Consider the following 15349-nt stretch of genomic DNA (forward strand, 5'->3'; position numbering starts at 1 on the left):
ATGCCGATGTCCGCCACGCTGCAGAGGATGGGCGCCGCCTGGCGCGCAAGCTGGCACCAGCGCAACACGCTGGACGGCCCTCGCCTGCTCGCCCACGAGCGCGATTTCCTCCCGGCCGCCGACGCGCTGCGCGAAACGCCGCCGCATCCGGCGCCGCGCTGGCTGCTCGCTGCGATCCTGCTGCTGGCCGCCAGCACGCTGCTGTGGGCGACCTTCGGGCGCGTGGACGTGGTGTCCACCGCGGAGGGCAAAGTGCTGGCCGTCGGGCTCGCCAAGCCCATTCAGTCCGACATGACCGCCGTCGTCAAGCAATTGCATGTGCGCGAGGGCCAGCGCGTGCGGGCCGGCCAGTTGTTGGTCGAACTGGACCCCAGCGCCACGGGCTCCGAGCTGGCCAAAGGCGAGGAACAACGCACGACGGCGCTGCTCGACGCCGCGCGCGCCCGCGCCCTGCTGCAAGCGACGGACGGTATCGCGTGGGTTCCGCCGGACATTCCCACGCTGCCGGAAGCCACGCAAAAGGAGTGGCACGCTCGCCTGCAAGCCCAGCAGGCAGAACTGCAGGCGGCGCGCGCCGGCGCCACCTCGGTGGTCGCCGAGCGCGAGGCCGACATCCTCGCCACGCGCGCCAGCATCGCCTCGTTGCGGCAGAGCCTGCCGATCAGCCGCGAGATGGCCGCCGACTACAAGCGCCTGCTCGCCGGAAAGTTCGTCGCCCGCCACGCCTGGCTGGAACGCGAGCGCGTCGCCCTGGAGCAGCAACAGCAACTCGCCGCACAGCAGGCCCGCCTGGCCCAGGCCGAGGCCGCGCACCGGCAGGCGCTGCAGCAACTGCGGCAATTCGATGCGCAACGCCGCGCGGAACTGCTGGGGCAGGTGCACGACGCCGAGCAACGCCTGGCCGCCCTCGACCAGGACCTGCGCCGCCTCCGCCAGCGCGATGCCCTCACCCGTCTGGCCGCCCCCGCCGATGGCGTCGTGCATCAGTTGTCCGTGACCGCGCCCGGGGCCGTCGTCACCGCCGCCCAACCGATCATGCAGATCGTGCCGGCGGACGCGCCCTCGGAGATCGAGGTATTTCTCGCCAACCGCGATGTCGGCTTCGTCCGCGTAGGCCAGCCGGTGAACGTCAAGGTCGATACCTTCGACTTCACCCGCTACGGCATGTGGACGGGCAAGGTCGTCGCGCGCTCGCCGGACGCCATCGACGACCCCCAGCGCGGCCCCGTGTACGCGGTACGCGTGCGCCTCGACGCCCGGCCGGACAGCCCGATGCCGCTGGCGCCCGGCATGCATGTGCGCGCGGAAATCCGCACCGGCCGGCGACGAATCCTTTCCTACTTCCTTTCACCGCTGCAGCGCCGGCTGGACGAAAGCGCGCGCGAGCGTTGACCCCCCTTAGGAACGCCCTCAACCCCAGGAGACTTCCCGCCCTTCCGAGCCACTGCAGTGCCCGCCCGGCCACTTCCGGCCGGCGGTTCCCTCATTTCATAAGGACACAACACCATGGACTTCTTCTCCCAGTTCCAAGCCCAGCTGCAGCAGTTCAATGCCCGCCTCGTCGAACAGGCCCGCAGCCTCACCGCCAGCCTGCCGCAGGGCGAGTCGGGCGTGTGGGTCAACGGCCAGAAGGTGAGCTCGCTGCCGAACCTGCCGGTGGCCACCGAAACCACCATCACCAACGGCAATGTCGTCACCCGCACCGTGTCGCTGGCCGACTCCATCGCCTCGTTCCATTCGCAGGGTGGCGTGACGGTGATCCAGTTCGGCAACGGCAGCAACGCGCCGGAGTCGCTGCTGGCCCGCGGCCAGTAATCGCACTGGCCAACAGGCACGCAAGAGGAACCTATGTCCACTTTCAACCTCTCATTCCTGCAGTTGCTCAGCAGCCTGCTGCAGCCTGCGGCCAAGCCCGCAGCCGCCGACCCGGTGTTCAACCTGGACGGCTGGCTGAGCCTGGACACCCCGCCGGTGACCCCGGACGCGGTGAGCGCGCCGGCGACGCCCGCCCCCGCCGCCTCGCAGGCGGCGGGTCGCACCTACTTCGGCGGCATGGGCCGTGATGTCCTGTCCACCGGCGCCGGCAACGACGTGCTGGACGGTGGCATGGGCAACGACGTGCTCGACGCCGGCGCCGGTGACAACCTGGTGCAGGGCGGCATGGGCGACGACAAGCTCACCGTGGGCCACGGCCACAACACCGTGGATGGCGGCATGGGCAACGACGTCATCCAGGCGGGCCACGGCCGTAACCGGCTGTACGGCGGCATGGGCAACGACACCATCACCGCCGGCAACGGCGGCAACGAGGTCGATGCAGGCATGGGCAACGACACGGTGACGGCCGGCCATGGCGACAACCGGGTCGATGCGGGCATGGGGAACGACAGCGTGACCACCGGCAACGGTCGCGACATCCTGACCGGCGGCATGGGCAACGACTGGCTGTCGGCCGGCGGCGGGCAGGATGCCTACCGCTTCGACGGCGCATTCGGGCGCGACGTGATCGACAACCGCGACGCCAGCGACAGCACGGACCGCGTCGAGTTCTCGGCCGGCTCGGGCATCCAGGCGCAGCAGCTGTGGTTCCGCCGCAATGGCGCCGACCTGGTCGTGGACGCGGTCGGCACCGGGCGCGCGGCGTCCGGCAGCCAGTCCAACGGCATCAACGGATTGAGCTTCGGCAGCGGCGACGTCTTCAGTGGCAACGTGTTCGGCCAGAACGGCGGCACGCTGACCGCGGATACGAAGACGGTGCAGCGCGAGGGGTCCATCACCCTGCGCAACTGGTACAGCGATCCGGCCAGCCAGGTCGATCTCTTCCAGGATGCGTCCGGGCGCACGCTGCAGAAGGGACAGGTCGATGGACTGGTGTCGGCCATGGCGGGGTTCGGCGGCGTGCCGGCGAACCTGTCCAGCCTGAGCGAGAGCCAGCGCCAGCAACTTGACGTGGTGATCGCCCAGAGCTGGGCAGCCTGATCCAAGGACGGTACAGGCGACGGCCGCTTCCCTCGGGAAGCGGCCGTTTTTCGTTCAGGCCGTCAGCCGGCGATGGCCGAGGCCACCGCCTCGCGCGGCGAGCGGCCGCGCGCACGGCGTACCAGCCGCGCCGCGCCGTTGCTCATGTCATCCAGCATGGCGTAAATCGTCGGCAGGAACAGCAGGCTCACCACCGTGGAGAACGCCAGGCCGCCGGCGATGGCGCGCGCCATCGGGTAGTAGGGCGGGCCGTCGCCGAACATCTGCGTGGTGGTCAGCGAGATCGGCACCATCGCCAGGATCGCCGTGCCCATCGTCATCATGATCGGGCGCAGGCGCTCGCGCGAGCCTTCCACCAGCGCATCGGTACGGCTCAGGCCACGCCGGCGCAGGTTGTTGATGTGCTCGATCATCACGATGCCGTTGTTCACCACCACGCCCATCAGCACCAGGATGCCAATGAAGGACATGATGCCGAACGTGGTGCCGGTCAGCGCGAACAGCCAGAACACGCCGAAGATCGAGAACAGCACGCCGCTCATGATCGCCGCCGGGAACAGCAGCGACTCGAACACCGCCGCCATCACCACGTAGATCATCACCAGCGCGATGATCAGGTTGAACAGCATCTGCTTCATCGCCTGGCCGTCGTCCTGGTAGTCGGCGCCGTCGAAGGTGAAGCTGTAGCCGGCCGGGAAGCTCATGTTCTTGAGCACCGACTCCATCGCCTTGCGCCCATCGGGCTGGGTCACCTTCTCGCCCAGGTTGGCCTTGATGGTCAACGTGGTCTGGCGGTTGGTGCGGCCGATCTGGGTCGCCGACGGGCGCATCTGCACGTCGACCAGGCTCAGCAGCGGCACGGTGCGGCCATCCTTGGTGCGCACGGTGAAGCTGTCCAGGTCCTCCGGCTTGGTGTTCTCCGCCCCGGCGAAGCGCACCCACACCGGTACCTCGTTATCGCCGCGGCGGAATTCGCGGATCGGCGAACCGCGCAGCGCCAGCCCGACGAACTTGGCCACCTCGTCGGCGCTGAAGCCGAACGCGGCCGCGCGTTCGCGATCCACGCGAATCGCCAGCTCGCTGGTGCGGTCGCCGTTGTCGATGTGCACGTCGCGCAGTTCCTTGCGCTGGGCCAGCAGCGGCAGCACTTCCTCGCCGATCTCCTGCAGCGCCTGGGTCGAGTCGCCCACCAGCTGCACCTGCACGCCATTGTTGCCGCCGTTGTTGCCGCCGCCGTTGTTGCCGATGCTGTAGTCCGCGCGTGCCGAGCGCGGCATCTCCTTGCGGATCGTCTCCAGGATCGCCGCCGTGTCCTTGGCCTTGACCTTGTCGGTATCGAAGGTGATGACCGTGCTGCCGCTTTCCTGCTCGCTGTACCACGAGTACAGCTGGGCGATGTGGAAACGCGCGCGGTTCTTCTCCAGGTAGTCTTCCACCCGCGCCACTTCCTGGCTCAGCTGCTCGCGGGTGTAGGAGCCCTTCCACTGGTAGCCGATGAAGGCTTCCTTGCCGCCGTCGCCGCCGAACATGTCCACCTTGGTCAGCTTCATCGGCACCAGGCTCACCAGCACCACCATGACGATGCCGAACACGCTCCAGCCGCGATGCTCCAGCGTCCAGCGCAGCAGCCGGGCGTAGTGCACCTGCAGGCGCGCGATCAGGCCCTTGTTCGAGTTCACCAGCGCCGGCGTCTTCATGCGCGCGGACAGCATCGGGATCAGGCTGATGGCCACCAGCCAGGAAGCCAGCAACGACACCGAGATCGTAATGGCGATCTGCGCCATGAAGATGCTGATGTTGTTGGTCTCGCCGAACAGGTTCGGCAGGAACACGATGCAATGGCACAGCGTGCCCGCGCTCAGCGCGATGGAGACGTTGCGGGTGCCGACCAGCGAGGCGCCGACCGGGTTGTCGGGCATGCGTTCGCGCTCCTGGTAGATGCTCTCCACCACGACCACCGCGTTATCCACCAGCATGCCGACCGCCAGCAACAGGCCCATCATGGTCAGGATGTTCAGCGTGACGCCGACGAAGTACATGAAGCCCAGGGTGATGGCGAAGCAGATCGGGATCGCCAGGGTCACCATCAGCGTCGAGGGCCAGTGACGCAGGAAGAAGAACAACACGGTGATCGACAACAGCAGGCCGATCGCGCCGGCCTCGGCCAGTTCGGCCAGCGAGGAGGTCACGTCCTTGCCCTGGTTGGCGATGACCTTGATCTGCACGTCGCTCATCGCCGGCTGCTTGCGGATCGCATCGACTTCCTTCAGGGCCAGACGCGAGACTTCCACCAGGTTGGCGTTGCGCTCCTTGAAGATGTCCAGGCCGATGGCCGGGCGCCCGTCCAGGCGGCGGCCGTAGACCATGCGCGTGGGCTTCAGGCGCACGTCGGCGATGTCGCCCAGGCGCAGGCCTTTGTTGTTGAGCACCAGGTCGCGCAGTTCCTGCAGGTCGCGCAGTTCGCCCACCGGCTGCACGCGGATGCGCTGGCCGTTGTCGTCGATCTGCCCGGCGGAGACCGAGAAATTGAGCTTGCCCAGCTTCTCGCTCAGGTCGTTCAGGCTCAGGTCGTGCGCGGTCAGGCGGTCGGGTTTGATCGCGATCTCGACCTCGTTCGGCGGCGCGCCGGAGATCTCCACCCGCGCCACGCCCGGCAGGCGCTCGATGCGCTGCTTGAACTCGCGGTCCAGCATGTCGTACGCGCCGGTCAGGTCGGCCTGGCTGGCCAGTCGCACGCGCAGGATCGCCTCGTCGCTGCTGGACCACTTGTAGACGTGGTAGCGCTGCAGGTCGTCGGGCAGGTCGTCACGAATCGCATCGATGCGCTGGCGCGCATCGGACGCCGCGATGGCGATGTCGCGGTCCCAGTCGGAGAACTCGATGAAGATGTTGGCGCCATCGGCCGTGGCCACCGAGCGCATGCGCTTGATCCCGGTCATCGTGGCCAGCGCTTCTTCCGCCGGCCGGACAAGGTTGCGTTCCACCTCGTCCGGGGTCGAGCCGGTATACGGCAGCTCGACGAACAGGAACGGCGCGGAGATGTCCGGCAACGCCTCCAGCGGCAGCCGGAACGCGGCGATCAGGCCCACCACGACCAGCGACACGAAGCACATGATCGTGGTGACCGGCCGGCGAATGGAGAACTCGGCGATGCTCATGCCGTCTCCAGTGCGCCGCCGGCGCCTTCGCCCGTGCCGCCCAGCCCGCCGTGGCGGGCGCGCATGCGCCGGCCACGTTCCAGGTAATAGGCATCGCCGCGGCGATCCATCAGGTCGTACACCACGGGGATGACCAGCAAGGTCAGCAGCGTGGACACCAGCAGGCCACCGATCACCGTGATCGCCATCGGCGCGCGCACCTCGGCACCCTCGCCCAGCGCGAGCGCCAGCGGTGCGAAGCCGAACAGCGTGCACAGCGTGGTCATCACGATCGGGCGCAGGCGCGAACGTGCACCTTCCACCAGTGCCTCGTGCTTGGCCACGCCTTCCTCGCGCAACTGGTTGACCTTGTCGATCAGGATGATCGCGTTCTTGGTCACCAGGCCCACCAGCAGGATCAACCCGATGAACACCACCACCGAGATCGGCTTGCCGGTGATCAGCAGTGCCAGCACCGCGCCCACCAGCGCCAGCGGGATGGTGAACAGGATGACGAACGGATGCAGCAAGGATTCGAACTGCGAGGCCATCACCAGGTAGACCAGGAAGATCGCCAGGCCGAACGCGAACAGCAGCGCGCGCACGGATTCAGCCAGCTCCTCGCCCTGCCCGCCGATGTGCATGCCGATGCCGGCGGCCAGCGGATCGGCCTTCACCATCTGCTCCACCTCGCGCACCGCGCCGCCCAGGTCGATGTCGCGCAGGTTGGCCGAGACGATCGCCACGCGCGTCTGGTCCGCGCGATGGATTTCGCTGGGGCCGGTGGTGGCCACCACGTCGGCCACTGAGGCCAGCGTCACCGGGCGGCTGCTGCCCGGGTTGACGATCAGCCGGCGGATGTCTTCCACGCTGGCGCGATCGCTCTGCTGCGCCCGCACCAGCACGTCGATCTTGCGGTCGCGGAAGCTGTAGCGCGTGGCGACGTCGCCGCGCACCTTCTTCACCACCACGTCGGCGATCTGCCGGGTCGTCAGGCCGAGCGCGCCGGCACGTTCCTGGTCGAAGCGGATCTGGATCTCCGGGAAGCCCTCCTCCACCGTCGACTTCACGTCGGCGTAGTGGCGGTTGTTGCGCAGCATCGCCGCCAGCTTCTGCCCGGCATGCTCCAGCTCGGCCAGGTCCTGCCCGCGCAGCTCCACTTCCAGCGGCGTGGAGAAGGAGAACAGCGCCGGGCGGGCGAAGTCCACCTGCACCCCAGGCCGGCCAGCCATGGTCGCGCGCAGCTTCTCGGTCTCGGCCGCTTCCAGCTTCTGGCTGCCGCCGCCGGCCATCACCACGGTGAGCTTGCCGATGTTCTCGCCGCTCTCGGTGGGGTTGGCGTCCAGGCGCGTACCACTGCCGGACACGCCGTACAGCGAGGAAATGCCCTCGTCCTTGCCGTGCTTGAGCTGCAGCTCGCGCACCAGGGCGTCGGTCTGCGCCAGCGGCGTGCCGGCCGGCAGCTTGACGGTCATCTCGAAGCGGTCCTGCGCCAGCTGCGGGATCAGGTCCGCGCCCAGCATCGGCACCGCGAACACCGTCGCCACGAAGATCGCGGTGGCCATGCCCAGCACGCGCCACGGATGCGCCAGCGCACCGGGCAACAGGCGCAGGTAGCCGCGCTCGGCATACTGGTAGGGCCACATCGCCGCGTCACTGAAGCGGCGCATCACCGGCGCGATGAAGAACACCGCGCCGCGCCACACGCGCACCACCAGCCAGGCGGTGCCGAAGAAGCCGTAGCGGAAGGCGGCGGCGAACAGCCAGCGGATCGCCGCGAGCGGCTTCATCCAGCCGCGCGTGGGCTGCCAGCGCGGATGCGGCGGCTCTTCCGGGAACGCCATCGGCGGGCGGCCCTTGAGCGAGCTCAGCATCGGGATCAGCGTCATCGACACCACCAGCGAGATCGCGATGGCGATCGCCACGGTCAGCGCCTGGTCGCGGAACAGCTGCCCGGCGATGCCTTCCACGAACACCAGCGGCAGGAACACCGCGATGGTGGTCAGCGTGGAGGCCATCACCGCCATGCTCACCTCGCGGGTGCCGACGATGGCCGCCTCCAGCACGCCCAGCCCGCGCTCGCGCGCCTTGGCGATGCTTTCGAGTACGACGATGGAGTCGTCCACCACCAGGCCGGTGGCCAAGGCCAGGCCGCCGAGCGACATCACGTTCAGGCTCAGCCCCAGCTGGCCCATGAAGAAGAACGTGGTGATGATCGACACCGGCAGCGACAGGCTGATCACGAACGTGCTCCAGCCATCGCGTAGGAACAGGAAGATGATCAGGATCGCCAGCACGCCGCCGATCAGGCCGTCGTGCTTGACCGAGGTGATCGCCTCCTCGATGAAGTGCGACTGGTCCTCGATGGTGGTGATTTCCACATCGCCCGGCACGGTCGACTTGATCTGCTCCAGGCGCTTGCGCAGCGCCGAGGCGGTGGCCACGGTGTTGGCATCGCCTTCCTTGTAGATCGCCAGCTCCACCGCTTCCTTGCCGCCCAGGCGGATGATCGCCTCGCGCTCCTTGTAGCCCTGGCGCACGTCGGCCACGTCCTTCAGCCGCACCGGCAGGCCGCCGGCGATGCTGCTGGTGTTGGCGCTCGAGGAACTCTGCACCTCCGCCGCGGCCGCCATGGCCGCCTGCGAACCGGTAGCCGCGGCGATGGCGTACATCTGCTGCATGGCCGCGTTGGCGCTGCCGCCGCTGGTGCTGGTGGTGGTCACCAGCAGGTTGCGGATTTCCTCCAGGTTGGCGAACTGGTTGACGGTGCGCACCAGGTAGCGCTGCGAACCTTCCTCCAGGCGGCCGCCGGAGATGTTGATGTTCTCTTCCTTGAGGCGGGTGATGACGTTGTCGATCGGCAGGTTGAGCTGGGCCAGCTTCTGCTGGTCGATATCGACCTGGATTTCATCCTCCAGGCCGCCGCCCACCTTCACCGCCGCCACGCCGGCCACCGGTTCGAGCTTCTTCTTCAGGTCCTCGTCGGCGTAGCGGCGCAGCATGGTCAGCTGGCGGATCGCCTCGGCGTCGTCGCGCGCGTCGCCCTTGGGCGAGAGCACCAGGCGCATGATCGGCTCGGTGGAGGGATTGAAGCGCAGCAGCACCGGGGCCTTGGCCTCCAGCGGCAGGTTCAGCGCTTCCATCTTGTCGCGCACTTCCAGCGTCGCCTGGTCCATGTTGGTGCCCCAGGCGAACTCCAGTACCACGTCGCTCTGGCCGGTACGCGAGACCGACTTGAGCTTGCGCAGGTTCTTCACCACGCCGACGGCTTCTTCCACCGGCTCGGTCACCAGCGTCTCGATTTCCGCCGGTGCGGCGCCGGTGTACTCGGTGCGCACGGTGAGCGTGGGATAGCTCAGGTCCGGCAGCAGGTTGACCTTCAGCCCGTTCAGCGCGATCGCGCCGAACAGCAGCATGGTCACGGTGATCATCGCGATGGTGACGCGGCGGCGGGTGGCGAATTCCACCAGGCCGCCACCGCTCGCGCCCGGAGGCGCGTGCGAGGCCGGATCACGGCCGTGATCGGAGCCTGCGCTGGTCATGAACGCTTGCCTTCATCGCCCTGGGCGATCGCGGTGGCGGCTTCGACCTTGGCCTGCGGTTCGCCGATGACCTGCACCTGCGTGCCGTCGCGCAGCGCGACCTTGCCGGCGGTGACCACCTGGTCGCCCTCCTTCAGGCCCTCGCGCACTTCCACCCACTGGCCTTCGGCATAGCCCAGCTTCACCGGCACGCGCGCCACCTTGCCGTCGCGCACGCGGAACACCGCCGGGTCGCCGTCCTCCAGCAACGCCAGGCGCGGCACCACCAGCGCGTCGGCGCGCTGGTCGTAGTCGATGCGGATACGGCCGAACATGCCCGGCTGCAGCGCGTCGGCCTCGTCGGCGAAGGCGCAGATGACGCGGAACGTGCCGCTGCCCGAATCGACCACCGGCGCCACGCGGTCCACCTTGCCGGTGAAGCGCTTGCCGGGCAGCGCGTCGGCCAGCAGCGTGACCGGCTGGCCGGCCTTGAGCGTGGCCAGTTCGCGCTCGGGCACGTTGAGGGTGGCCTCCAGCTTCGAGTCGTCGACGATGCGGAAGATCGGCGTGTTGATCTGCACGAAGTTGCCGTCCTTGATCGAGCGCGAGGCGATCACGCCGCTGATCGGCGCCACCACCGTCGTGTAGGACAGCTCCAGCGCCGCCATGCGGTACTGGGCGCGGGCGTTCTCCACGTCGAACTTGAGCTGGTCCACCTCGGCCGCGCTGACCAGCTGCTTGTCGACCAGGCGGGTGGCGCGCTGGTAGTTGTTCTCCAGCTTGCGCATCTCCGACTCGGTCTGGGCCAGGGTCAGGCGGGCGCGGTCCGGGTCCAGGCGCACCAGCGGCTGGCCGGCGCGGACCTTCTGGCCTTCCTCCACCAATACCTGCAGGGCCACGCCGGAGGTCTTGGCGACCACCTGCGATTCGGCGCGCGGCTCCAGCGCCGCGGTGCCGGTGTAGCTGGCTGCCACGGCGCGACGAGACGCCTTGGCCACCTCCACCGGCACCGCGTCGGCGGCCTTTTCCTCCTTCTTGTCGCCTTCCTTGGCGGCCTGTTCGTTGGCGTCGCCGGACTTGCAGCCGGCCATGAGCAGCGTGGTGGAGAACAGCAGCGCGGCAGCACAAACTCCGGTGCGGCCGAGCGTGAAGGAGATTCGCGACATCGTCGTGTCCCTGGTGGATGCGGTGAACAGGTGTTGTAGGCAAGTAAATCACCACCTGACCAGAACGCCAATGGCCCAAAGGTCATGGGTCCAGGCTCAGGCCCTATTCACCCCCGTTCCCGTCGCCGCCAATCGCAGGCATACTCGGGTCGTTCCGTGCCACCCCCACTCCGGAACGACTCCAAATACAGCCTTCCGGACAACGAAACCAATGCGCCCGCAGCCGCTCGCCGCTTGTCTCGCTCTGGTCGCCTTCCTGCCGTTCTGGGTCGCCCGAGCCACACCGCAGTCCGTTCCCGCCGCTTCGCCCGCCACCGCACCGGCCGCCGCAACGCCGGCGCCCGCCCCCACGCCGGATGCCCTCACCGGCGATCCCGCCAAGGGCAAGGTCATCACCTACACCTGCCAGGGTTGCCACGGCATCCCCGGTTACAAGAACGCCTACCCGAGCTTCAGGGTGCCGAAGATCGGCGGGCAGTCGTCGAAATACCTGACCCAGGCCCTGGTCGAATACCGGGAGGGCAAGCGCAAGCATCCGACGATGCAGGCGCAGGCCCAGAGCTTCACGGACCAGGACATCGCCGACATCTCCGCCTTCCTTTCCACCCTCAAGTAGGCGCGCCCATGTCGACCGCCAAGCACGCACCGCGTTTTGCCATCGTCCTGCTTGCCGCCCTGGCCGCCGCCGCGTGCAGCCAGTCGCAGGTGGAATCCACGGAAAAATCCGCCGGCGACCCCGGCCATGCCAGCGGCGAGCACGGGTCGAGTTCCTCGGCCGGCCTGCCCGCCGGCCGCATCGAGGCCGGCGACCAGCTCGCCCATGCCAAGGGCAAGGCCACCGGCCAGAGCTGCGTGGATTGCCACGGGCCGGATGGCAACGCGCCCATCGATGCGACCTATCCCAAGCTCGGGGGCCAGTACGGCGACTACCTCGCCCACGCGCTGCAGGCCTACCGCTCGGGGGATCGCCAGCATGCGCTGATGTCGCCGCAGGCGGCGAACCTCAGCGACCAGGACATCGCCGACCTGGCGGCGTACTTCGGTTCGCGCGCCTCGCAGCTGCGGGACTTGAAGAACGCCCACTGATCGAACACACGCGGCGCGCGGCGTGGACCGCGCGCCGCGTTGTCCTCGCTGCCGTGGGCGCAGCGCGCGTGGGAACGGCGAACATTCCGCTGGCGGAGCCCGCGCGCGCCGTCAACGCACGCTGCCGTTGTTCTCCTGCAGGTCCTTCTTGAACGGGATATCCGGCGGCGGACGCGCCTGCGCCGGCTGCTCCTGCATGTTCGGGTTGGTCAGCCCGCAGCCGCCCCCGAACTGCAGCAGCGACACCACGCACTTGATCTTGGTGTGGGTGCCCGGAATCGGGATCTCGATCTGCTTGACGCCGCTGCGCACCCAATCGGCCAGCAGCGACTGGCTCGGCACCCAGTACTGGTCGAACGAGGTGGGCGTGTAGTCGTACGGCGGGCGCTTGAGCCAGGTGCCGGCGTCGGCGAGCCGTTCGCGGGTCCAGCCGTCGCCCTCGCCGCCCGGCGCACCGCGCGCGGCCTCACCGGCGCCCTGCCCCTCGGCTGGCACGCGCAGGCTGCCGTCGCGGTTGTACAGGCCTTGGCCCTGCGCGCCGGCCACGTCTTCGCCGGCACGCTGCTGATGGCCCACGCTCCAGTCGTCGCCGGCGGCACGGGTATCCCAGCCGCCGCTGCGGTCGGCCGCGCGCGGGCCGCTGCCCCCGGTGGCGGCGGCATGGCCGGCCGGGCGATCGCTCGCGTTGCGTCCATTGCCGGCGGCCGCCTGCGTGGCGCCTTGGCCCGGGGTCGGCGTGGACGCCGGCGCGTTGCCGCTGACGGTGCTGGACGCGGTGGCCGCCGTGGTCGACGCCGCGGCGTCGCGGCCGGTGTCGGTCGCGGCGGGGGCGCTGGCCGCGGCGGGGGCCGGGGCGGCCTCGCTGGCCGGCGCGGGACTGGGGGCGGCGTCCGCCGGATTCGGCAGTTCGATCTGCCGCACCTGCAGGTCCGGCGCACGCACCGGGGGCACGGGCACATCGCGCGGGCGCGGCTGCGGCACGGTGATATCCGGCGTGGCGACGGCGACGACTTCGCGCTCGCGCACCTGCGGCATGGCCGGCCGCACGCTCGGCGCATCGACTTCGCGCACGCGAGGGGCGACCAGCGCGGGACGTTCGGCCACCACCACCTGGCGTTCGCGCACCTGCACCGGCGGGGGCGTCACCTCGCGCGGCGAAGGCACCGCCAGCTCCACCGGCTGCGGCGGCGGCAAGGTGAAATCGGTGGTGGTGATCGGTGTCTCGGTGACCTGCAGCGGTTGGTTGGCGATCACCGGCTCGGGCAGGCGCGGCGTGGGCAGCGTCATCGGCGGCGCGGTCAGCGGTTCGCTGGTCGGCTCGGTTTCCGTGGCATCGCTGCGGGCCTGCGCCGGGGCCGGCGGCGGCGGGGCGGCGGCGGCCGGGGCGGCGCTGGCCCGCGCGGCCGCCTGCGCACGCGTGGCGCGGCGCGCGGCCGTGGCTTGGCGCGCGGGCGCCGGCGAGGCCGCGCCGCCCGCATCGGGCTCGCCCGGTCCGCCGCCGGTGTCGGCCGGCGAACCGCGCCCGATCATCTCCAGCTTGACGCGCCCGGCCTCGCCGCCTTCCTCGCTCGGCTGCGCCCAGCGCACCACCGCCACCCACAGCAGCAGTGCGAAAAACGCCAAGTGGATGAAGAAACTCGCCAGTACGGCGAGCCAGTGATAGGGGCGCTCGTCACGTGGGCGCGGCTCCCACTGCTGCCACCACAGGCGGCGGAAGGCCTGCCATCTCGACAGCGGCGGCAACACGCCGGCCGAAGCGCGCGGCGGCCGCTGCGCCACGATGTCGGTCATCTCGCGCGAGGGATACGCCACCGAGGCCACCACGTCGCGCGTGCGCGCCCAGTGGCCCCAGGCGAACGGCAGCCCGGTGCGCCGGTCCAGCAGCGGGCCCACCGGCTTGCGTGCCAGCAGGGCGTCGATGAGATCGGCGGCTTTCGTCACCGGCGCGGCGCGGTCAGGTCAGGCCGCGTCGCGCGGAATGTAGGGCGCATCGCCGGTGGTGTGGTCGGTGGCATCGCGCACCGCGGTCACACCGGGCACGCGCCCCATCAACGTCTTCTCGATGCCCTGCTTGAGGGTCACGTCGGCCATGCCGCAGCCGTGGCAGCCGCCGCCGAAGCGCAGCAGCACCACGCCGTCGCCGGACACTTCCTGCACCGCCACGCGCCCGCCGTGCGAGGCCAGCTGCGGGTTGATCTCGTTCTCCACCACCCAGCGCACGCGTTCCACCAGCGAGGCGGCATCGCCCGGCGCTTCGCCCTTGATCTTGGGCGCCTTGATGGTGAGCTGCTGGTTGCCGGTGGCCTGGGTGACGTAGTCGATCTCGGCGCCGTCAAGCCACTGCACGCTGTCGGCGGCGATGTAGAGGGTGAAGCCTTCGCAATCCACCGCCCACTCGTCGCCGGCCAGGTCGGCCGGCTCGGCGAATTCGAGGCGCGCGTCCGCGCGCGGCGTGCCGGGGTCCATGGCGCTCAGGCGCACGCCCATGCCGGGCACGCCCTCGCGTTCGATCAGGCGGCGGAAGTGGCCCTGCGCTTTGTCGGATATCTGGATCATTTGGTTATTCTACCCCTGTAGCGCCAGCGCCCCATGCAGTCCGTGCACGCGTCGCCCGGCATCTTCCGTTACCGCGAGGACTTCCCCATGACAGACCTGATTCCCCTACAGCGGGCGCATTGCCTGCCGCGCAAGGGCACCGAGCACAAGCTGGGCGAAGCGCGACTGGCGGAACTGCTGCCCCAGGTCCCCGGCTGGGAACTGGCCGAAGGCGGCAACGCCCTCACCCGGACCTTCCCCTTCGACAACTACTACGAAACCATGGCCTTCGTGAACGCGTTGGCATGGATCGCCCACGGCGAAGACCATCACCCCGACCTGGGCGTGCATTACAACCGCGCCGTGGTCCGCTTTTCCACCCATGATGTCGGCGGCCTGAGCGAGAACGACTTCATCTGCGCGGCCAAGGCCTCCGCCCTCGTCGACCCAGGAGTGTGACGATGCACCAGACCCACCGGATCGCCCTGCCCGCGCTCGCCGCGCTGGCCCTCGCCGCCTGCGGCAAATCCGAGGCGCCCGCCGCGCCGGCCGTCGCGCCGACCGAACTGGCGGCCATCGAGACCCCGCCGCCGGCCTATCCCATCGAGCTGGCCTGCGCCGGCGCCGGTGGCCAGACCGTGCTGAAGGTGACCGTCGGCACCGAAGGCACGCCGACCGAGGTCGCGCTGGTCAAGAGCAGCGGCCAGACCCAACTGGACCAGCTGGCGCAGGAGAAGGTGCGCGGATGGAAGTTCCGCGCCGCCACGCGCAACGGCCAGCCGGTGGCGCAGACCATCCAGGTGCCGGTGGACTTCAAGCCGCCGGTGCCCAAGCCGGACGAGTGCTTCGCCATCGAGGAACGCGCCAAGCGCGGCGGCTGAGCGCCGCGGCACGGCCACTGCTAACGCCCGGCGCTGCGCCGGGC

General features: G+C 69.5%; 12 protein-coding genes. 7 read left to right on the top strand and 5 right to left on the bottom strand.

What is annotated here, in order from left to right; all coding sequences use genetic code 11:
• The 3 genes from P6166_RS03065 (at position 1) to P6166_RS03075 (ending at position 2979) form a co-directional block, all read left to right on the top strand.
• Positions 1–1392, top strand: a complete 1392-nt coding sequence (locus P6166_RS03065) for an HlyD family type I secretion periplasmic adaptor subunit (RefSeq protein WP_277763061.1) — start codon at positions 1–3, stop codon at positions 1390–1392.
• 114 nt (positions 1393–1506) lie between these two features.
• The gene (locus tag P6166_RS03070) at positions 1507–1815 is read left to right on the top strand and encodes a hypothetical protein (protein ID WP_277763062.1); all 309 of its coding nucleotides are present in this window, start codon (positions 1507–1509) and stop codon (positions 1813–1815) included.
• A gap of 33 nt (positions 1816–1848) precedes the next feature.
• Positions 1849–2979, top strand: a complete 1131-nt coding sequence (locus P6166_RS03075; RefSeq protein WP_277763063.1) for a calcium-binding protein — start codon at positions 1849–1851, stop codon at positions 2977–2979.
• Positions 2980–3041: 62 nt separating this feature from the next.
• Here P6166_RS03075 and P6166_RS03080 read toward each other — a convergent pair whose 3' ends face one another.
• Genes P6166_RS03080 through P6166_RS03090 form a run of 3 tightly spaced genes read right to left on the bottom strand, consistent with a single transcriptional unit; the run spans position 3042 to position 10803 of the window.
• On the bottom strand, positions 3042–6137 hold the full coding sequence (locus P6166_RS03080; protein ID WP_277763064.1) for an efflux RND transporter permease subunit: 3096 nt from the start codon (positions 6135–6137) through the stop codon (positions 3042–3044).
• Positions 6134–9658, bottom strand: a complete 3525-nt coding sequence (locus P6166_RS03085) for an efflux RND transporter permease subunit (RefSeq protein WP_277763065.1) — start codon at positions 9656–9658, stop codon at positions 6134–6136. The genes P6166_RS03080 and P6166_RS03085 overlap by 4 nt, the downstream gene beginning before the upstream one ends.
• Positions 9655–10803, bottom strand: a complete 1149-nt coding sequence (locus P6166_RS03090) for an efflux RND transporter periplasmic adaptor subunit (RefSeq protein WP_277763066.1) — start codon at positions 10801–10803, stop codon at positions 9655–9657. Before P6166_RS03090 ends, P6166_RS03085 begins: the two co-directional genes overlap by 4 nt.
• A 211-nt stretch (positions 10804–11014) precedes the next feature.
• Here P6166_RS03090 and P6166_RS03095 point away from each other — a divergent pair, with 211 nt between their 5' ends.
• Complete coding sequence (locus P6166_RS03095) at positions 11015–11419, top strand: cytochrome c (RefSeq protein ID WP_277763067.1); 405 nt, start codon at positions 11015–11017, stop codon at positions 11417–11419.
• An 8-nt stretch (positions 11420–11427) separates the two neighbouring features.
• On the top strand, positions 11428–11889 hold the full coding sequence (locus P6166_RS03100; RefSeq protein ID WP_277763068.1) for a cytochrome c: 462 nt from the start codon (positions 11428–11430) through the stop codon (positions 11887–11889).
• A gap of 111 nt (positions 11890–12000) precedes the next feature.
• On the opposite strand, the gene P6166_RS03105 is transcribed toward P6166_RS03100, so the two are convergent.
• On the bottom strand, positions 12001–13830 hold the full coding sequence (locus P6166_RS03105) for a transmembrane repetitive protein (RefSeq protein ID WP_277763069.1): 1830 nt from the start codon (positions 13828–13830) through the stop codon (positions 12001–12003).
• A gap of 18 nt (positions 13831–13848) precedes the next feature.
• Positions 13849–14445: an NfuA family Fe-S biogenesis protein gene (locus tag P6166_RS03110; protein WP_277763070.1), complete on the bottom strand. Its 597-nt coding sequence runs from the start codon at positions 14443–14445 to the stop codon at positions 13849–13851.
• 87 nt (positions 14446–14532) lie between these two features.
• Between P6166_RS03110 and P6166_RS03115 the strand changes: the two genes are divergently transcribed.
• A complete protein-coding gene (locus tag P6166_RS03115) occupies positions 14533–14883 on the top strand; it encodes a 4a-hydroxytetrahydrobiopterin dehydratase (protein ID WP_277763071.1) in 351 nt (116 codons plus the stop codon).
• 2 nt (positions 14884–14885) lie between these two features.
• Positions 14886–15305: an energy transducer TonB gene (locus tag P6166_RS03120; RefSeq protein ID WP_277763072.1), complete on the top strand. Its 420-nt coding sequence runs from the start codon at positions 14886–14888 to the stop codon at positions 15303–15305.
• Positions 15306–15349: the final 44 nt, after the last annotated feature.

Source organism: Stenotrophomonas sp. HITSZ_GD, assembly GCF_029543105.1.
In the GTDB taxonomy this organism is placed as follows: Bacteria; Pseudomonadota; Gammaproteobacteria; order Xanthomonadales; family Xanthomonadaceae; genus Stenotrophomonas_A.